This window comes from Rathayibacter rathayi, from assembly GCF_004011095.1.
GTDB classification, from domain to species: domain Bacteria; phylum Actinomycetota; class Actinomycetes; order Actinomycetales; family Microbacteriaceae; genus Rathayibacter; species Rathayibacter rathayi.
Window position 1 is genome coordinate 2,531,253 of record NZ_CP028129.1, and the last position, 19,040, is coordinate 2,550,292.

Consider the following 19,040-nt stretch of genomic DNA (forward strand, 5'->3'; position numbering starts at 1 on the left):
TTCCTCCCGGGGGACGGTCGACTCTCCAGAAGTTGTCGCACTCGACGCGGAACGCGACAACGCGTGGAGACTGGAGGGTGGGTCGGTGCTGGGCAGCAAGTCAGCGCTGCACAGCGGAAGTCAAGGGATCAGCGGCGCAGTTCGAGCGTGCAGCACTTGACGCCGCCGCCGCCGAGCAGCAGCTCGGACAGGTCGACGCCGATCGGGTTGTAGCCTCGCTCGCGCAGTTGTCGCTCGAAGCCCGTCGCGCGCGACGCAATGACCACAGTGAGGCCGTCGGAGAAAGCGTTGAGGCCGAGCACGGATGCGTCCTCCTCCGAGACGAGGATCGCGTCAGGGTAGAGCTCGCGGAGGGTGCGGTTGCCCTCCTCGCTGAACGCGCTCGGGAGGTACGCGATGGTCGCGTCGTCGAGCACGGCGATCGCGGTGTCGAGGTGGTAGAAAGACGGATTCACCAGCTCCAGCGTGACGACCTCGCGACCGAAGACGCGGGCGACCTCGGCATGTGAGTCGGAGGCGGAGCGAAAGCCGGTGCCCGCGAGGATCCGCTCCCCGACGAGGAGGAAGTCGCCCTCGCCCTCGTTGACCTCCTCCGGAACGCGGACGTCGAAGCCGGCCGAGCGGAACCAGTCCATGTAGGCCGGGCCCTCGGGCTGGCGCTCCGGGAAAGCGAAGGAGGCACCGTAGGCGATCCCGTCGATCACGAATCCGCCGTTGGCCGCATAGACCATGTCCGGCAGGCCCGCCTCGGGCTCGATCAGCTCGATCGTGAAGCCGAGGTCGGCGTAGGTGTCGTAGAGGGTCTGCCACTGCCGGACGGCGAGGGAGGTGTCGGTGGGGACCTGCGGGTCCATCCACGGATTGATGCGGTAGACGACGGTGAAGTGCTCGGGGCTGCACATCAGGATCGTCTTCGCGACGGGCGTTCGGGCGGGTGCCTCGGGGAGTACGGCAGTATCGGTCATTCGAGTCCTCCTGCGAAAGGATGCGGATGAGCGGACCGGGTCCAGTGGCTCCGTGCCCCGACGGGGTGCGAGCACGCTCCCAGCAAGTGTGACACGCCACAATCCCTCCTTCTCCGCAGTAACACGCATAAATACCGCGTACCCACCCCTCCCCACGCACATCTACAGCGTCCGGCCGACCGAGGGAACCCCGGGCCGTCGAGGGAACCAGCCGGACGGGGCTCCCTCAACGGTGTGAGGTTCCCCCGACGACAACCCTGCGGCAGCGGGCGACTGTTACGCCAAAAAGGGGGACTATGTGCGTCCACCGGCCGATGGCGCGATCCTCGCAGCCCGACGATCGCGGGCCTTCTCCCCGCGACGAAGCTGGATATCTATGCGACGACGAGGGCACGGGGAGCGGATACCGTGAGCCTCGTAGAGGTCACGGCAAAGACCAGCATCACCCGCGACCTGGGTCGTTCGTACGATCCATACTTCTTCGAGGTCTCGAGCGTGACGAATGTCAGCGCGCCCTTCACAGGAGGCCGCGACGGCATGCGGCTCGCACCGTCCTCATCTCAGAGCAGCCCAGCCGAAACCGCACCCACTTCTGGGATGTCCTAGCCCCGGCGATCTCACCATCGTGGTCGGCACAGCAACGTCTCTCGTCTCCGCTCGCTGGAGTCGGCCTTCCTGTGACGCCAAGCTCTGCACCTTCGAGAGCTCTCACTTCACGCTCAACGACCCCTCCTCGTCGGATGACGGGAACGATCACCGGAACTTCGACGGCACCATGTCACAGGCCGACACCTCTTACACATGGAACTCGAACCGTTCCACCGCTAGGAGTTCTGCATCTGGGCCTCCTCACAAAGCGAGCGGTCCTGCGGGGAATACACCAGCTACGCGGATTCTCCTGCCGCTTGCGCCAGCACCGGCACGGACGCCTCCGGCAGCGGCCCCTGGTCGAGCGTCGTCGCGGCCGATCGCCGCTCACAGACCTTCACGAATCTCCGCCGGCTTCGCCGACGCCCTCGCCGTCGGCCCGGTCGCCGCGCGACTGGGCGCACCGCTCTACCTCAGCGAGCCGACCTGCCTCCCGCGCACCACCCGTGTGAAGATGCAGAGCCACAACCTCGATCAGGTCCTCCTGCTCGGTAGCCCCCTGACGCTGTCGGCGCAGGTCCGATCGCTGACCGCCTGCTGAGGCCCGCCGTCCCGCACGAGCCCGGAGATCCATGAGCGACACCGCCGACCGTCCCCTCCTCGTCGGCATCGAGACAGGAGGGACCAAGGTCGTGGCGGCGGTCGCAGCGGCCGCCGCTCCCGAGCGGATCCTCGCGACGACGACCCTGCCCACTCGCGGGCCCGACGAAACCCTCGCCGACCTGGCCGGCTTCGTCGGCGGTCACGGAGTCGCGGGCACCGTCGCCGCGATCGGCGTCGCCTCCTTCGGTCCGCTCGACATCGACCCCGGCTCCCCGACCTACGGTCACCTCACTTCCACCCCGAAGCTCGGCTGGGAGGGCACGGACGTGCTCGGCCCGATCGGCGCGGCAGCACCGGGCGCCCGCCTCGCGCTCGTGACCGACGTCAACGGAGCCGCGCTGGGGGAGGCGCGCTGGGGCGCCGGAGTCGGCGATTTCGTCTACCTCACAGTCGGCACCGGAGTCGGCGGAGGCGTCATCGCGGGCGGGCGGCTCCTCGCCGGCAGCGGTTGGCCCGAGGTCGCGCATCTGCTGCCTCGGCGACACCCCGAAGACGGCTTCGCGGGCACCTGCCCGTTCCACGGGGACTGCCTCGAAGGCCTGGTCGCCGGTCCCGCGATCTCGGCCCGCTGGGGCATGGACGGCTCCCGCCTCCGCGCAGAGCAGGCCGCCGCGAACCTCCGCTTCAGCTCCTACTACCTCGCGCAGCTCGTGACGACGCTCGCCTACGTCGCCGGAGTGCGGCGTGCGGTGGTGGGCGGCGGCGTGTCGAAGACGCCGGGGCTCGTGCCCGCGATCGAAGCCGAGGTCGAGCGGCTGATGGGCGCGCCCGGAGCGACGGGGACGGCCGGCGGGCGGATCCGCATCCTGCGCCCGGCACTCGGCGACGAGTCCGGCGTCCGAGGGGCGCTCTCACTGGCAGGGTCGCTGCTCGAGGGGGCTTCACCCTTCCCGCAGGAGCACGAGGCCCGGTGAAGTCTCCGCCCACGGCGTGGGGCGGAGGTGCGGGAGAGGGTGGGGGCGACGGGAGGCGCGACGTGGCCGGGGGAGGGTGCGATTCGCAGGGGACCGTCCGATTCGCAGGGCGTCGTCCGATTCGCAGGGCGTCGTCCGATTCGCAGGGCGTCGTCCGATTCGCAGGGCGTCGTCCGATTCGCAGGGCGTCGTCCGATTCGCAGGGGATCCACGCGCCGTCGTCGATCCATCCGCTTTCCTGCTTCCTCACGCACGCAACCCCCTGCACATCGCACGCGATCCGCAGCAACACGTACGATCTGCAGGGACACGTACGATCTGCAGGTCTTCCGGCGCTCGAGCCCCTCGAAGCCGCATGAAACAGCCGGCGCCGTCGGAATCCCCTGCGAATCGCACCAGCCGCGCCCAAGCCACCACTCCTCCACAGCCGCCGGATCCCCGATCTCTCCCCCGATCAGCCCGGGCCCGCCCACCAGCACCCGCAGAGCGAGCACGCTCGTGACATGCAGCAGTCACGTCAGTCCCCCGGAGCGTCGAACTCCTCGAGCGCCCTCAGCGCCTCCCGCGCGCGGTCCAGCCGATCGGCCTTGGGCTCGTCCCACCAGACCGGCCCGCGCTCACCGAGCCCGTGCTTCGCGAGCCCCACCCGCCTTCGCGCCAGCGACTCCGCTTCCGCATCGTCGTGCATTCTCGCCGAGCGCACCGCTGAGCGGCCCCGTCCGAGATGCGAGGTCAGCCCGGCGACCACGTCCTCCGGAAGCGAGGGGTCGGTTCGCCGCCACCGTCGGCCCTTTACCACCAGCCAGCGCTCGTCGTCGTCACTCACCCCGTCCCCGCAGCCTCGGATTGACGCGGTCGCCCCTGCTCGTCAGATCCACCTCGTCCGGCAGAAAGAGCACCTCGATCCTCCCCGCGCGGGAGAGGAGCAGCAGGTCGTCGACGAGGGCCCGCGAGCCGCCGACCAGCGTCACATCGACGTCAACCTCGCTCACGAGGTACCATGCCCGGTCCTCCGGCCAGAGGGCGAGCGGAGTCTGGGTGGAGAGCCCCGAGGCTTCCGCGAAACCCGAGGCGCGTGCCCAGCCAATGTCCTCGAGAGCCCGGACGTCCAGCGACAGAAGAGGCCCGTCGCATCCGCGCAGCTCCACCGTCCCCGAGGCGGCGATCTCGGGGGGTTCCCAGCCGGTCGGGCGGGTGTCGCTCATCCTCTCGGGCAACCGGTCCAATCCGTCCGAGCGGGAGAGTACGGCCGGCGACCCGCCGGTCAGCGTCCTGAAACCCGCCGAGAAGTCGGCGAGGCAGTCCCCCGGAGTCGACGTGTGCGCGGCGAGGACCTCGGCGACGACCGCGAGCTCGTCGAGCGGAAGAAGCCCGAGCCGGGGCGCCGAGTACCCGTCCGGGTGCCCGCCGACGAGCGCGTCCCACTGTGCCAGCGGATGCAGGACGGTCCCCTCGCGTGCCGCAACCTCGTGCCAGCGCACACTCGGGTCCCGGCCGGAGGGATGCAGGATCCGAGCCGCTGCCTCGAACAGCGGCGGGACAACCCCCTCGAAACACCCGAACGGGCCGAAAGCGTCCAGCACCCAGCCGGCCCGCTCGACGGCCTGCTCTGCGCGCAGCGGCGCACCCTTCGGCGTCGGCTCGACCATCGGCCCAGGCTAGCGCTGCACCATCGCTCCGGTCAGGGCGGAGAAAGCTCGGTGCGGCCCGGTCTCTCGTGTGAGGCCGTCGGCGATCTTTCCCAGTCGAGCGCGGACGACCGCGTCGAGTGCAAGCATCCGCCGAGCGGCGGCAGCGAGCTCCGCCACAGTCGCCGCGTTCGGGTCGAGTACGGCGGCGAACCCGGCGTCCTCCAGTGCGGCGGCTCCCGCGAACTGGTCGGTCGAGAACGGCAGCACCACGAGCGGCACGCCGGCGGTCATGGCCTCGGTGACACTGTTGTTGCCGCCGTGGCTGATCGCGAGGTCGGCCCGGCGCAGCAGAGAGACCTGCGGGAGGAAGTCGCGCACGAGCCAGCCCTCGGGCACCGGCCCGAGGGCCGAGAAATCCGTCGCACCCGAGGCGAGCGCGACGCGCACGGGTCTGCCCTCGACCTCGATGCCCGCCAGGGCCTCGACGACCCGGGCCAGGACGTCGTCGCGCACCGAGAGGAAGCTGCCGAAGCTCACGTAGATAAGCCGGTCCGCCGACACGGCGAGCCACTGCTCGACCTCCGCGTCGCGGGGTTCCTCACGGACGGCCGAGCCGAGGAATGCGTGCGGCGGAAGCTGAGCGGTACGTGCCGGTTCGTGCAGCTCCCCCGGGTAGTTCAGCAGCAGCACATCGCCGCTTTCGGCGAAGGCGTCGGTGCTGAGTGCGGCTCCGGGGTCGAGAGCGGTCAGAGCGGCATTCCATTCGGCAGTGAAGGAGTCGCGCACCTGCTCGCAGAGCAACCGCAGCCCGTCCAGATCGTCAGGCTCCGGAGCGAACGCGTCCGGCCAGGCCGGCGGGAACCCATAGACCTCACCGGGCACGGTGAGCGCGCTCGGATGGCCGAGCACGACATCGCCGTACGGCACCCGCAACGCCCGCAACGCCACCCGCGCCGTGAAGGCGAGGTGGTCGACCACGATCGCGTCGGGCTGTATCTCGTCGAGGATCGCCCGCAGCCGCGCAGCGACTCCGGCCGGATCCCAGAGAAGGTCGGTGAGCCGCTCCCGCGCTTGATAGGAGAGGATCGAGACCATGCCGCGCCGCGTGGCATCGAAGAAGCCACGGAGGGACACGCCCTCGTCGGGCGCCTGCTCCTCCGCGCGGATCGTGCCCGGGTTCGAGCCACGCCCCAGCCGGAGTGCGATGTGCTCGAAGCCGAAGCCGTCGACGATCGAGCGTGTCGCGTCCCCGGTCGCGACGACGACGCGCTCACCCGCCTCCAGCCACGCCGTGCCCAGGGTCGCCAACGGCAGCAGGTGCGAGGCGTAGTCCGGACTGACGATCAGCAGGGTCACGAGGCCCCCAGGATGAGAGTCGAGCGGAGGGGACGCTCCTGGTCCGCGGTCGCATGCGCGTAAACGCCGGCGAGGGCGTGCGCCATCGCCTGCACCGTGTAGCGTTCGGCGACCATCGCGCGCCCGCGAGCCGCCGCGTGTTCGCCGAGCGGTCCGCCCGCGAGATCGAGTGCGGCCGTCGCTCCTGCGGCGAGCGCCTCGGGGTCTGCGGTGTCGACCAGGAAGCCGGTCTCCCCCTCGTCGACGTAGGTGACCGGTCCGCCGGTCGCCGGAGCAACGACGACCAGGCCCGCCGAGAGCGCCTCGAGGAGGGCGATGCCGAACTCCTCCTTGACGCTCGCACAGATGTACGCTCCGCCCGCGGCCGAGAGTCCCGGGCGGCCGTGTCGGATCGCGCCGAGCCACCGTGCGATCGTCCCGTTTGGCCGGTGACCGGCCAGGAGCAGGCCGTCGGACGCGACGGCGTCGATGCGGTCGATCTGCTCGCGCTCGTCGGAACTCGGGCCGGCCAGGTCTCCGCCCACCAGGAGCAGGTTGGCGCGGTCGCGGAGCGACGGGTCGGCCGCCCACGCCTCGGCGAGCGCCGCCATCCCCTTCACCCGGTGCAAGCGCCCGACGCTGAGCAGCAGCGGGAGTCCGTGCCGGTGCTCGGGAAGCTCCGCCAACAGCTGGTCGAGCGAGGCCAGATCACCGCCCTCGTCCAGAGCGACCGTCTCGCCTGCGGCGGAAGCGCGCGCTGCCGCCTCGCCGCGCTCGACGAGGCCAACGTCGATCCCCTCGGGGACGATCGTGTGCCGCTCCGGATGCGCGGTGATGTCGACGCCGATCAGCTCTCGGATGGTCGCGGCCAGCTCGTCGCGCGGGAAGAGCACCGTGTGCGCGGCGTCTGCGGCCAAGCGCTGCACGAGACGCACGCGGAACCAGAAGTGCTCGGCGACGTCACGCTCGCCGAAGTCTGCGCGGGTGAGTGCGCCGGAGGCATCCAAGCCCGCCATCAGAGCGTGCGGGTCCGGAGCGAGAGTGAACACGACCGGAATCTCGAGCTCCCGCGCGACCGCGGCCGCCGCGAGAGACCCCACATCCGCCATCCGCAGGTGCAGCACGTCGACCCGGCCGGCCGCGCGCAGGATCCGCCGGATGCCGCGCTCCGCCGCGACGCGACGGTCCCACGTCTGGGGCATCGCGACAGGCGACCCGACGAAGGGCACCGGGGCGAACCCGTGACCGGCCTCAGGCAGCTCCTCGAGTGCGCGCTCCGCCTCGGCCGGGGTCCCGCGCGAGAGCGTGAGCACCCGGTCGATTCCCTCCTGCTCGACGAGCGCGTCGCCCAGCCTCACGAGCAGTGTCGCAATGCCGCCGTTGTCGCCGGCACCCACCCGGGTCAGGGTCCCGTCGATGTCAGCGTGGACGAAGAGCTGGGCGACCGTCGGCCCGGCCGTAGAGGCGGGAGCGGCAGCGAGGTCGGTCAGTGCGAGTCGAGCGATCGGCCCGATCGACCCGTCTTGCTCGGCCAGACGCGTGAGCAGAAGCTCAGCGTCGTCGGATCCGCGCTCGCCGAGCGCCTCCGTCGCAGCGGCGCGCGTCTGCGGTCCCTCGTCATGATCAGCGGCCACCTGCAGAAGGGTGCGCTCCGCGATCGCCCCCGGGACCAACCCGAGCGTCTCGACGAACCGCGCCCGGGCGGGCGTCTCGCGCTCGCCGAGCAGCGCTCCCTCGAGCGACACCGCGACGAGGTCAGGGGTCGAGGAGGCCCAGAGCACGACCGTGCGCTGCGCGAGCATCCCCGAGAAACCGCCGTCGCGCACCAGGCGCAGCAGTGGACCGAGCGCGGCAGGTCGGGGAAGCCGCCCGCCGAACGCCCAGGCCGCGTGCTCGCGGAGGTACAGCCGCTCGTCCTCGAGCAGCATCAGCAGCGCAAGGTCAGCCTCCTCGTCAAAGACCTGAGCGAGCGAGTGCACGGCAGCTATCGCGGTGAGCTGATCGGAGGGATCCAGGGCGGCGCGGGTGAGCAGGCGCACGGCGCGACCGCCGCCGTCGCTCACTGCGGCAACCGTCAATTCGTCGGCCGACCGGATCGCTTCGAGCAGAGTGGGAGCGGCGCGCACGGCGTCGAGAACGGTCTGCGTGGCCATGCTTCACCTGGTCTGTCGGAGCGGAGAGTGCTGCGGAGGGTGGGGCGGAACACCACTCCAGACCGCCCGAGCAGCCCAAGAGAAGCGGACCGTTACCGAGCATGCCGCTTGAGCAGCTGGGATTTCGCCTCTTGCGTCCGAACTCCTCCCGCGGTACTGCCTCCCGTCAAGGGGATGATGCTCGCAGTTCGTTTGCGCCGTGCCCGAGGAGCGTCAGCCGCGGGTCCACTCCAGGAGCCGCTCCAGCGGCCAGGTGGTCACGATCCGCTCCTGGGGCACCCCCAAGCGCTCCGCCCGCTCGGCTCCGTAGTCGAGCAGGCGCAGCTGGCCCGGCGCATGCGCGTCGCTGTCGATCGAAAACAGGCAGCCCGCTTCGAGGGCGAGCGCGATCAGCTCGTCCGGCGGGTCCTCGCGCTCGGGTCGAGCGTTGATCTCGACAGCGGTCCCGTGATCGGCGCAGGCCCGGAACACGGCACGGGCATCGAAAGTCGAGGGCGGGCGGGTGCCGCGCTCGCCCGCCACCAGTCGCCCGGTGACATGGCCGAGAATGTCCGTCCGGGGGTCCGAGGCTGCCGCCACCAGCCGTGCGGTCATCTCGCGGGAGGGCAGCCGCAGCTTCGAGTGCGCGCTCGCAACGACCACGTCGAGCCGGCGCAACAGGTCGTCGCTCTGATCGAGCGCCCCGTCCTCCACCACGTCCACCTCGATTCCGCTGAGCAGCCGCAGCGGCGCCGTGTCGAGCGTCGCGAGGTGCCGGAGCTGCTCCTCCAGCCGCTGCACACTGAGACAGTGCGCGACCCGGAGCCGAGGGGAGTGGTCGGTGAGCGCCAAGTAGTCGTGGCCGAGGGCGCGAGCCGCGTCCGCCATCGCACTGATGGCTGTCGCTCCGTCGGACCATTCGCTGTGACTGTGCAGGTCTCCGCGAAGCCGCCCCCGCAACGCACTGGTGGGCGGCGGCTCGGAGCCGCGCAGCTCGGCGAGGTACTCGGGCACACGGCCCGCCCGTGTCTGCTCGATCACGGTGAAGGTCGTGTCTCCGATCCCGGACGCCCTCCGCACCCGAGCGAGGTCGTTCCGCTCCTCGGGCGTCATGCCTTCCAGTACCGCGGCCGCGCGCCGGAACGCCTTCGCCCGATAGCGCGAGGCCCGCTCCCGCTCCAGCAGCGTCGCGATCTCCTCCAGCGCCGCGATGGGGTCCATGCCCTCGGTCTATCACGGCCAGACCCGACCACTCAGCCCCTTGCCGACGCACGAGGGCACCCGACACCGCAGCCTGAGAACCGTCCGAGGCCCGTTGCGACGCATTTCGATCGAGATATATCGTGACACCATCAACTCGCGATGTATCGCGTTTCCGCAAGGCACCAGAGATGCAGGAGGAGGAGCTATGTCCCTCGAGAAATGGCTCGTGCAAGCGGGCGAGACGAAGGTCATCGACCTCGACGTCGTCCGCTCGCTCAAGGTCGCCCTGGTGGGTGGCCAGGTCGACGTCATCGCCCACGACGAGCCGACGGCGCGCGTAGAAGTCCACAGCGTCGACGGCCGCCCGCTCAAGGTCTCGATGGACGGCGACCGCCTCGACATCGATCACGTCCAGCTGCGCTGGGACACGATCGTGGACGTCGTGAAGGGCCTCGGCCGGCGGGGTGACCGCGCCGACCTCAGCCTCCTCGTCCCCCGCGGAATTGACGTGACCTTCGACACCGTCTCGGCCGACGGCCTGGTCTTCGGCCTGCACAGCGACGCCCGCATCTCGACGGTCGGCGGCGACATCGTCGTGGACGGCTTGCACGGCGACATCGAGGTGAACACCGTTTATGGCGAGCTCTCGGTCCGCAGCCACACCGGCCGGGTCAGCGCCCGCACCGTCTCCGGCGACGTCACTGCCACCGGCGAACTCACCCGCTTCACCGTCGACGGACTCTCGGGCAGTGTCTTCGTCGACGCCGAGGGCACGCCCGACCAGATCCGGGCCAACACCGTCAGCGGCGATCTCACCGTCCGCATTGACGAGGGCCTCGGCGCCCGCTACCGCATCAACACGGTCTCGGGCGCACTTCAGCTCGACGGCTCCGTCGTCAAGGGCACCTTCGGCCGGGGCTACACCTCGACCACCGGCTCCCTGGACTCGGCGTGGGTCGACGTCACCGCCAACTCGGTCTCGGGGGACGTGAGCGTCGTCCGCCGATCGAAGACCACCGCCTCGGCCACGGTCGGCGAGGGCTGGGGCTCTCCCGAGTCCGGTCCCGACGACGGTCAGCGCCCGATGGATGGAGGCTCGCTGTGAGCCCCGTCTTCGCACACGGCCGCCTGCGCCTCTACCTGCTCAACCTCCTCGCCGAATCGCCGCGCCACGGCTACGAGCTGATCCAGGCACTCAGCGAGCGCTTCGGCGGCACCTACGCCCCCAGCGCCGGCACCGTCTATCCGCGCCTAGCGAAGCTCGAGGAGGAGGGACTCGTCACGAAGGAGGCGGACGGCCGCAAGACCGTCTACTCCATCACCGACGCCGGCCGCGCCGAGCTCACCGCCCGGGCGACCGATCTGGGCGACATCGAGGAGGAGCTCACCGACTCCGTCCGTCGCTTGGCCGACGAGGTGCGCCTCGGCGTCGCGGAGGCGATGAAGAGTCTCCGCGCCGACCTGGCCAGCGCCGCCCGCGACGCGCGAGAGCCCGGTCGCCGTCCGGAGCACTCCGCCGAGAAACAGCGCCCACAGGACCCGCCGACCGGCCCAGCCGACTCCCACCCGACCGACTCCCACCCAACCGGCTCCCACCCAGCCGGCTCCGAGCACACCGCACCCGACGCGCGCACCGCCTCGCGCCTCGCCCTGCGCGACGCCGAAGTGCTGCTCACCGAGTTCCGTGACGAACTGCGCGCGCAGCTGCGCACCGCCTCCGCCACGGGCTCTGTGACGACCGCGAGCGTCGACGCCCTGCGCGCCGCGCTCGAGCAGGCCCGCGCCGCCGTCCGCTCCACCCTGGGCTGACGGCGCAGTAGGCGGGGAATCCCAGGGTCCCCGCCTACTGCCGCCCTACCGCCAGCGCCTCCTCCTCCACGTCGAGGAACGCCAGCGCACTCACCACCGCCGGCTCCTGATACCGCCCCTGCGCGCGGGCACGCAGCACCGCCTCCCGCTCGGCCGCGATCATCACGCGCCGAAGCCGGTTGTAGGCCTGCGGCAGCGGCTCCGCGCCCTCACCCTCCGGCGGGTTCTGCAGCGCGTCGGCGAGGAACGTTGCATTGCGTCGCAGCCGGTCGAGCACCCGATCCTCGACCCCGTCCTGCGGTTCCTCGTCGAGCCGTGAGAGACCAGCCGCCTGCGCCTCGGCAAGGAGCATCTGCTTCTCCACATGCTCCTGCATCTCGTTCGGAGCCGGCAACTTCAGCGCCCGAATGAGGCGCGGGAGCGCGAGACCCTCGACCAGGGTCCCCGCCACCACGACGAAGGCGAGGAACTGCAGAAACGCGCGCTGCGGCGTCTCCTCCGGCAGAAGGAACGCGGCCGCGAGCGTCACCACACCGCGGATGCCCGCGAAGGAGACCCCGATTGCGGTCGGCCAGGTCCACCCGCGCTGCCGCAATCGGCTCGGGCCGTGGCGGAAGAGCAGCGTCGTCATACACATCCAGGCCACGCGGCTGCCGATCAGCGCCGCGAGCACCGCCGCGCCGATGCCGACCGTCTGCCAGACCCCGACCCCGGAGTCGGCGGTCGCCCGCACCACCGACGAGAGGCTGAGCCCGATGAAGAGGAACACCGCGTTCTCGAGGAGGAATTGGATCGTCCGCCAGTTCAGCGACTCCGCGATGCGCGCCTGCGCCGACTGGATGACGGGCGCGCGGAAGCCGAGGTAGAGCCCCGCGACCACGACCGCGAGTACTCCCGATCCGTGCAGCAGCTGTGCCGGGATGAACGCCACGTACGGCGTCACCAGCGAGAGGCTCGTGTCGAGCACCGACGACTGCACCTGCCTGCGGACGAAGCCGAGCAGCACGGCGACGCCGATGCCCACTCCGGCCCCTACCACCACGGCCAGCACGAAGTCGGCGGCGATCCGGCCGGGGGTCACCGTGCTCACGATCGCCAGGAGGGAGGCGTTCAGCGCTACCAGCGCGGTCGCATCATTGAGCAGGCTCTCGCCCTCGAGCACCGTCAGCATGCGCCTGGGCAGTCGGAGCCGACCTGCGATCGCCGTGACCGCCACCGCGTCCGTGGGCGCCACGATCGCGCCGAAGGCGAGCGCCGCGGCGACCGTGATCGCCGGAACGACCATCCAAGCCACCGCGCCGACGACCGCGACTGTGAAAACGACGAGCCCGACCGAGAGCAGCAGGATGCTATCACCGCGAGCCCGCACATCGAGGACGGAGGTGCGCAGCGCCGCCGCGTAGAGCAGCGGCGGCAGAATCCCGAACAGCACCACGTCGGGCTCGACCACCACCGCGGGGATGCCCGGCACGAACGACGCGAGGGCGCCCACAGCCACCAGCGCGACGGGAGCGGACCATCCGACCCGGCCCGAGAGTCCGGTGACCAGGACAGTCACCACCACGAACGAGACGATCCACACGATCGCGACGACCGGTTCCTCCATCGCGGCACTCCTTCGGGCGCCCGCGCGCCACGGCCCTCTTGTGGCCGTCCGGCGAGCGTGCGCGGCGAGCCTCCGCGGCGAGCGCCCGCGACGGACGGCTGCTACCGCCCGGCCTCGTGAATGTCGCGCGCCTTAGTGATGTGCCCCGGATCCACCGGGTTCATCCCGAGCACGATCTTGCCCCGCGAGTGCCGCTTCTCGAGATCGTCGAAGGCGTCCTGCACCTGATCGAAGGGGTAGAAGCCCGAGACGAGCACCCGCAGCTTCTGCTCGGCGACCAGGCCGACCAGCTCGCTCAGGATCTCGGTGTCGCGCTGGGCCGTCTCGGCGTCGGGCCAGACGGCGCGCAGCTCGATCTCCTTGCGGTCGTCGCTGGAGTGGAAGCGACCCGCCGCGATGCCGAGCTCGTCGGCGAGGGCGTCGTTCTCCCCGCCGAAGTTGTCGAGGAACACCGTGACTCCGTCGCGCGCCGCGGCACGGATGCGCTCGGCGATTCCGTCGCCGTAGACCACCGGCTTCACGCCGATCTGGCGGAGGTAGTCGAAGTTGCGCTCGCCGCAGGTGCCGATCACGCTCGCGCCGCGCAGCTTCGCGAGCTGGATTTCAAGGCTGCCCACTCCTCCGGCCGCGGCGGAGACGACAACCGTGTCGTCGGGTCCGACCTGCGTGGCCTCGAGCGCGCGCCAGGCCGTCACTCCGGCCAGGAACAGCGCGCCGCCGACCTCCCAGCTCACGGAGGCGGGCTTGGCGACGAGGTTCCGGCGCGGCACCACGACGTGGGTGGCATGCGAGCCGACGAGCGCGTGGCCGACCACGTCGCTGCGGAGCTTGATATCGGTGACGCCCTCGCCCAGGGCAACGATGACGCCCGAGAAGTCGGTGCCCTGGCGCATCGGGAAGGCGGCCGAGTGGTCGGAGTCGAAGAGTCCCTGTCGGATAAACGCCTCCATGTGATTCACCCCGGCGGCGAGCACCTCGACCAGCACCTCGCCCGGTCCAGGACGGGGCCGGTCGACCTCGGCGATCTCGAGGACGTCCGCGTCGCCGAAGCGGCTGTACTGGACGACGCGGCTGGAGGTAGGGCTCAGGCGGGACATGCGCTCATCATCCGCCCCCACGCCCCGAAGCCCCTGACCCCCGAACGGGGACGTGCGGCTCAGGAGGCGTCGCTCGGGCAGTACAGCTGGGTCCGGGGTCCTGAACGGTCGATCACATGCTCGGACATCGCTCGTCCGCAGATCGGGCACGCCTGACCGGCCGGCGCCTCCTGCTCGGGCTGGTCGTACGGGCCCAGCGGCGGCGGGCCGAGCCAGGGGAACAGCCGCGCGTTGAAGCGCTGATAGAGGGAGCCGGTCTTCTTCCGCGTCATATTCCTTAGTGTACTAACCATCAGTGCACGATGAGAGGATGTCGTTGTGGAACCCGACCCGCTCGCCCTCGAAAACCAGGTCTGCTTCTCCCTCGCCGTCGCGGCGCGCACCGTCATTGGCCTCTACCGGCCCGTGCTCGAACCGCTCGGGCTCACGCATCCGCAGTACCTCGTGATGCTCGCGCTCTGGGAGCGCAGCCCGCGCTCGCTCGCCGACCTCGGCTCCACCCTGCGCCTCGAACCGGCCACCCTCAGCCCGCTCGTGAAGCGCCTGGAGGCGAGCGGCCACCTCACGCGTGCTCGTAGCAGCGACGACGAGCGCCGCCTCGACGTCGCGCTGACCCCCTCCGGACGAGCGCTGCGCGAGCGGGCACTGCAGGTCCCCCCGCAGATCGTCGAGCGCCTCGGCGTCCCGCTCGCCGAGCTCACCGCGCTGCGCGACAGCCTCACCCGTGTGATCGGAGCGGCGACCCGAGACGCGCACTGACCCCCGCTTGGGGCGGCCGCGGCGAGCGCCTCACCCGCCGCACATCTCCGCACCGGGAAACTCCCGGTCACAGCGCGAGATCAGCCTCCGCTCGGTCCGCTCCCGGCCGTCGTGACTGCCTCGGTGCAACGGAGTAGTGTCGTCGCTCGTGACACACGAGGGTCCCCCGTCCGCCGCGGACGGATCACCGACCGATGCGACCGAGCTCCGCACCGCGAAGCACTTCTTCATCGGCGAGCCGCTCCCGAGCGACAAGCTCGAGGGACAGCTGCTGCAGAAGCGGCTCGCGCTCCCCATCTTCGCCAGCGACCCGCTCTCCTCCGTGGCCTACGCGCCGCAGGAGCTGCTGATGATCCTGCTGCTCGGCGGGCTTTCCTTCCTCACCTTCGCCCCCTGGGTCGCCGCCTGCGTGGTCGTGCTGCTGGTCGTGGTGGTGCTGAGCTACCGCCAGTTGATCCGGGCCTACCCGTCCGGAGGCGGCGACTACGAGGTCGCCCGCACCAATCTGGGCGAGACGGCGGGCCTCACGGTCGCGTCGGCACTGCTCGTGGACTACGTGCTCACCGTGGCCGTGTCGGTCGCCTCCGGAGTCGACAACATCATCTCGGCGATCCCCGAGCTGGCGCCGTTGCGGGTCGAGCTGGCGATTCTCTTCGTGGTGCTTCTCGCGGCCGTGAACCTCCGCGGCGTCTCGGAGTCGAGCCGCGCTTTCGCGATCCCGACCTACCTGTTCGTCGCGAGCGTCTTCGTGATGGTTGTGGTCGGCCTGGTCCGCACCGTCTTCGGCGACGCCCCGGTGGCGGAGTCGGCGGGCTTCACCGTGCAGGGCGAGCAGCTCACGCAGGCGGCCGTGGTGCTCCTGCTGCTGCGCTCCTTCGCCAGCGGTTGCGCGGCGCTCACCGGTGTCGAGGCGATCTCGAACGGGGTGCCCGCTTTCCGGGTCCCGAAGGTCAAGAACGCGCAGCGCACGCTCGTCGCGATGGGGACGATCGCGATCGTGCTCTTCGTCGGGCTGACCGCGCTCGCACTGCTCTCCAACGTGCACTACGCCGAGAACGCCTGCCACCTCGTCGGCTTCGCCGACTGCGCCACCACTCCGCAACGCTCGGTGATCGCGCAGGTCGCCGCAGCCACTTTCGGCAACAACACGATCCTGTTCTTCATCATCCAGGCGGCGACCGCCGCCGTCCTGCTCCTGGCCGCGAACACCGCCTTCAACGGCTTCCCGCTGCTGGGCTCGGTGCTGGCCCGCGACGGCTATGCGCCCAAGTCGCTGAATACGCGCGGCGACCGGCTGATCTACTCCAACGGCGTGATCATCCTGGCGCTCGTGGCGGCGATCATCCTGCTCGTCTACCAGGCCTCGCTCACGAGCCTCGTGCAGCTCTACATCATCGGCGTCTTCGTGTCGTTCACGCTCGGGCAGTCGGGCATGGTCAAGCACTGGGTGCGGATGATCCGCAACGGCGAGGGCTCGCGCACCGTCTACATGAGCCTGGGCATCAACCTGTTCGGCGCGACTCTGACCTTCGCGGTGCTCGTGGTCGTCACGATCACGAAGTTCACCCACGGGGCCTGGCTCGTCTACCTGGTGATGCCGATCCTCGGATTCCTGATGGCCGGCGTCTACCGCTATTACCGAGACGTCGAGAAGGAGATCGAGGTCGACCCGACCACGACCTTCGGCGCGAACGGCGACCATGCGATCGTCCTCGTGGGCCGGATGAACAAGCCCACCCTGAAAGCGCTCGACTACGCCATCGCGGCGCGGCACGAGACGCTGGAGGCGGTGCACTCCTCCATTGACGACGCGCACACCGCGCAGCTTAAGGCTGACTGGGCTCGGATGGACATCCAGGTGCCGCTGCGCTGCGTGGCCTCGCCCTATCGCGACATCTCCTACCCGCTGATCAAGTACATCAAGGCGCATCGACTCGAGCACGGCTCCGAGATCACCACGGTCTATATGCCGCAATACATCGTCGGGCACTGGTGGGAGGCTTTCCTGCACAACCACAAGTCGCGGCGGATCCGCCAGAAGCTGTTGCTGGTGCACGGAGTGACGGTGGCGCTGGTCCCGTGGCTGCTGGACTCCTCGGAGCTGATCTACGGGCGCCGGTCCCGGCCGATCCCCGGGCAGACGCGCCGAGGCGAGCCGGTGCGTCCGGTGACCCGTCGACCGATCCCGCCCGCGTCATCGCTTCCGCAGGGCGCCGCCGGCGAGGGAGCCCCGCGCATCCCGCAGCGTCCGGCCATGCCGAACCGTCCGCGCTCGAAGCGGCGCTAAGGCCACACCCCCAGGAAACGGGTAGAGGGCCCACGGCGTCAGCCGCGGGCCCCCGATTTCCCCTTTCTGCCTTCCCCCGAAGGCGGCCCGCCCCAACGGGCCATGTCCGACGCTATCGGTGGGCTATGCACCGGCGCATCCTCCTCGCGGCGGATGCCTGTGATCCCTTCAGGGGACCGCGCCTACCTCAGCCGACGGTGCCGCGGCCGGTCGACCACCACACCGCAGCGACCGCGACCGCCGACCACCGCGCCGATCCCCGAGGCCGATCAGCCCGAGCGCGCCGCTCTCGTACTGCGCCCACCCGTAGCCGGGAAAGGGCCCGAGCTCCAGCACCGGATCGCCGAGACGAAGCGACCGCCTCGGTGGGTGAAACCGTCCCCCATCACATCGCTGGCGGCTCCGATGACGACTCCGGCAGTCGAATACCCGAGCGAGCGGATCCCCGCTGCGAGACATCCGCTTGCTCGGACGCCCCTCCAGACGCTTTCGACGCCGGCCTGCTTCGTCCGGCACATCCGCACTCCCGGGAAGGCCGACAAAGCTTGTCGTGCAGCTATCTGCACACCCCGGCGAAAGCCGAGGACTTTCACCTGAGCGGCCATTCAGATGAGTGCTTCTCTCCTGACAGGACAGAAGCACTCCACGTCCGCGACAATCTACCGCGTTAGGTCCATCCCACGGCGAGGAAAGCCCGGTTAGGGCGATACTGATCACCTGGACGTGAAGGGCCCGTAATGGTGGAACGTATCGCCAGAACAGTTCACGGTTCTCTCCCTCGGCCCGCTCGTCTCGCGGGTGCTCGGCGCGGGACTATCGTCCGCGACGACGGTTCGAGGCCGGGCCGCGAGGGCCTCCGTTCGCGAAGCAGGCCTTCTCCGCTCTCGTCCCACTCCGCACCGGTGCCGACGAGCCCGCCTCCCCCGCCAGTCGGAGCGGCACGATCGAGGAGCCCGAAGAACGACAACCGTAGAATTGCACGATGGTCCGGGCTCGGCTGCGGCGGATCGGAGCGGAAGTGCGGAAGGCGTTCGCGATCCTCCGTCTGGCCCTCGCCGCGCTGGGCGCGAGCGCCCTCGTCGGTGACTTCCTCTACACGCTGGGTTTCCGCGCGTTCCAGATCGACAACTTCTTCGCCTACTTCACGACGCAGTCCAACATGGCCGCAGTCGTCGTGCTGACCCTGTCCGGCCTGGCTGCCTTCTCGCGCGAGCGGGAACCGAGCTGGCTCAGCACACTGCGGGCCCTCGTGCTCACCTACATGGTCGTGTCGGGGATCGTCTTCGGCCTGATCGCGGTCGAGGCGAACAACCGCGGCGTCCGCGTCGATGTGCCCTGGTCGAGCGCCCTGCTGCACTTCGTGATCCCGACGCTCGCGATCCTCGACTGGATCCTCGACCCCGTCCGCCGCCCGGTCGCGTGGCGGGGAGCACTGACCGTCCTCGGATTCCCGATCGTCTGGGGCGTGCTCACACTGGCCCGCGGCGCGCTGGTCGGCTGGTACCCCTACTTCTTCCTCGACCCCGCGCAGGTCGACGGGCCCGTGATCTTCGTGCTCTACGACGTCGTCGTGCTGGGCCTGATCTCGGGCATCGCCGGGGTCGTCCTCGCCCTCAGCCGGGTGCGCCCGCTCGGCGCCGCGCCCGGGTCGGTGTGGTGGGGAGCGTTCGCGAGGCTCCGGGGGCACGCAGACTGAGACCGTGCGGGCAAGGAGCACGCCGGCCGGGAATACCTCAGCCGGGAACGACGGCGAACGGCTCGAGCGCCGTCCGCGCGAGGGTAACCAGCTCGTCGTCGCTGAGCTCCTGGAGCGACCGAGCCTGATCCGCTCCGACCAGGCCGACGGGTACCGCCTCGCCAGTCGAAGGCTGAAGGTTCAGCCATTCGGTGATCCCCGCCTCGGAGCCGACGAGCGACCAGCGCACCGCCGCGTCCCAGAACGCGGTCTCGAAGCGCAGCCAGAGCGTCTCGACGATTCCCGAGCCGAGGGCGGCGACGGCCGCGCGTTGCGCGAACGGGAGCGGCGGATGCGCTGGATGCGTCATCCAGCC

At 70.4% G+C, this 19,040-nt stretch carries 17 protein-coding genes; 7 read left to right on the top strand and 10 right to left on the bottom strand.

Annotation, left to right across the window (positions count from 1 at the left end; all coding sequences use genetic code 11):
- Positions 1-128 precede the first annotated feature (128 nt).
- On the bottom strand, positions 129-965 hold the full coding sequence (gene ddaH / locus C1O28_RS12210) for a dimethylargininase (protein ID WP_097167598.1): 837 nt from the start codon (positions 963-965) through the stop codon (positions 129-131).
- A 775-nt stretch (positions 966-1,740) separates the two neighbouring features.
- Here ddaH and C1O28_RS16150 point away from each other — a divergent pair.
- Both C1O28_RS16150 and C1O28_RS12220 read left to right on the top strand, forming a co-directional pair.
- Positions 1,741-2,154 (top strand): cell wall-binding repeat-containing protein, encoded by a 414-nt coding sequence (locus C1O28_RS16150; protein WP_160487586.1) that lies wholly within the window; start codon positions 1,741-1,743, stop codon positions 2,152-2,154.
- A 31-nt stretch (positions 2,155-2,185) separates the two neighbouring features.
- Positions 2,186-3,130, top strand: a complete 945-nt coding sequence (locus tag C1O28_RS12220) for an ROK family protein (RefSeq protein ID WP_097167599.1) — start codon at positions 2,186-2,188, stop codon at positions 3,128-3,130.
- Positions 3,131-3,647: 517 nt separating this feature from the next.
- Here C1O28_RS12220 and C1O28_RS12225 read toward each other — a convergent pair.
- The 5 genes from C1O28_RS12225 to C1O28_RS12245 all read right to left on the bottom strand — a co-directional run bounded on the left by C1O28_RS12225 (position 3,648) and on the right by C1O28_RS12245 (position 9,449).
- On the bottom strand, positions 3,648-3,956 hold the full coding sequence (locus C1O28_RS12225) for a biopolymer transporter Tol (RefSeq protein ID WP_097167600.1): 309 nt from the start codon (positions 3,954-3,956) through the stop codon (positions 3,648-3,650).
- Entirely contained in the window at positions 3,949-4,779 is an 831-nt protein-coding gene (locus C1O28_RS12230; RefSeq protein ID WP_097167601.1) for a hypothetical protein, read from the bottom strand. Before C1O28_RS12230 ends, C1O28_RS12225 begins: the two co-directional genes overlap by 8 nt.
- A 9-nt stretch (positions 4,780-4,788) precedes the next feature.
- The gene (locus C1O28_RS12235) at positions 4,789-6,117 is read right to left on the bottom strand and encodes a glycosyltransferase (protein ID WP_097167602.1); all 1,329 of its coding nucleotides are present in this window, start codon (positions 6,115-6,117) and stop codon (positions 4,789-4,791) included.
- Positions 6,114-8,249: a glycosyltransferase gene (locus C1O28_RS12240; protein WP_097167603.1), complete on the bottom strand. Its 2,136-nt coding sequence runs from the start codon at positions 8,247-8,249 to the stop codon at positions 6,114-6,116. Before C1O28_RS12240 ends, C1O28_RS12235 begins: the two co-directional genes overlap by 4 nt.
- 213 nt (positions 8,250-8,462) lie before the next feature.
- Positions 8,463-9,449: a PHP domain-containing protein gene (locus tag C1O28_RS12245; RefSeq protein WP_097167604.1), complete on the bottom strand. Its 987-nt coding sequence runs from the start codon at positions 9,447-9,449 to the stop codon at positions 8,463-8,465.
- A gap of 187 nt (positions 9,450-9,636) precedes the next feature.
- Between C1O28_RS12245 and C1O28_RS12250 the strand changes: the two genes are divergently transcribed.
- Positions 9,637-10,536, top strand: coding sequence for a DUF4097 family beta strand repeat-containing protein (locus C1O28_RS12250; protein ID WP_237398262.1), 900 nt, complete (start codon positions 9,637-9,639; stop codon positions 10,534-10,536).
- Positions 10,533-11,240 (top strand): PadR family transcriptional regulator, encoded by a 708-nt coding sequence (locus tag C1O28_RS12255; protein WP_097167605.1) that lies wholly within the window; start codon positions 10,533-10,535, stop codon positions 11,238-11,240. Before C1O28_RS12250 ends, C1O28_RS12255 begins: the two co-directional genes overlap by 4 nt.
- A 34-nt stretch (positions 11,241-11,274) precedes the next feature.
- On the opposite strand, the gene C1O28_RS12260 is transcribed toward C1O28_RS12255, so the two are convergent.
- From C1O28_RS12260 to C1O28_RS12270, 3 genes are all read right to left on the bottom strand, one after another.
- Positions 11,275-12,846 (bottom strand): cation:proton antiporter, encoded by a 1,572-nt coding sequence (locus tag C1O28_RS12260; protein ID WP_097167606.1) that lies wholly within the window; start codon positions 12,844-12,846, stop codon positions 11,275-11,277.
- Positions 12,847-12,947: 101 nt separating this feature from the next.
- Positions 12,948-13,943 (bottom strand): NADP-dependent oxidoreductase, encoded by a 996-nt coding sequence (locus C1O28_RS12265; RefSeq protein WP_097167607.1) that lies wholly within the window; start codon positions 13,941-13,943, stop codon positions 12,948-12,950.
- 59 nt (positions 13,944-14,002) lie between these two features.
- On the bottom strand, positions 14,003-14,215 hold the full coding sequence (locus tag C1O28_RS12270; RefSeq protein ID WP_237398261.1) for a hypothetical protein: 213 nt from the start codon (positions 14,213-14,215) through the stop codon (positions 14,003-14,005).
- Positions 14,216-14,261: 46 nt separating this feature from the next.
- Here C1O28_RS12270 and C1O28_RS12275 point away from each other — a divergent pair, with 46 nt between their 5' ends.
- The 3 genes from C1O28_RS12275 (at position 14,262) to C1O28_RS12285 (ending at position 18,685) form a co-directional block, all read left to right on the top strand.
- On the top strand, positions 14,262-14,702 hold the full coding sequence (locus C1O28_RS12275) for a MarR family winged helix-turn-helix transcriptional regulator (protein WP_097167609.1): 441 nt from the start codon (positions 14,262-14,264) through the stop codon (positions 14,700-14,702).
- A 148-nt stretch (positions 14,703-14,850) separates the two neighbouring features.
- A complete protein-coding gene (locus C1O28_RS12280; RefSeq protein WP_419866666.1) occupies positions 14,851-16,989 on the top strand; it encodes an APC family permease in 2,139 nt (712 codons plus the stop codon).
- 982 nt (positions 16,990-17,971) lie between these two features.
- A complete protein-coding gene (locus tag C1O28_RS12285) occupies positions 17,972-18,685 on the top strand; it encodes a Pr6Pr family membrane protein (protein WP_104346969.1) in 714 nt (237 codons plus the stop codon).
- A 37-nt stretch (positions 18,686-18,722) separates the two neighbouring features.
- On the opposite strand, the gene C1O28_RS12290 is transcribed toward C1O28_RS12285, so the two are convergent.
- A complete protein-coding gene (locus C1O28_RS12290; protein ID WP_104346968.1) occupies positions 18,723-19,034 on the bottom strand; it encodes an FAD-dependent oxidoreductase in 312 nt (103 codons plus the stop codon).
- Positions 19,035-19,040: the final 6 nt, after the last annotated feature.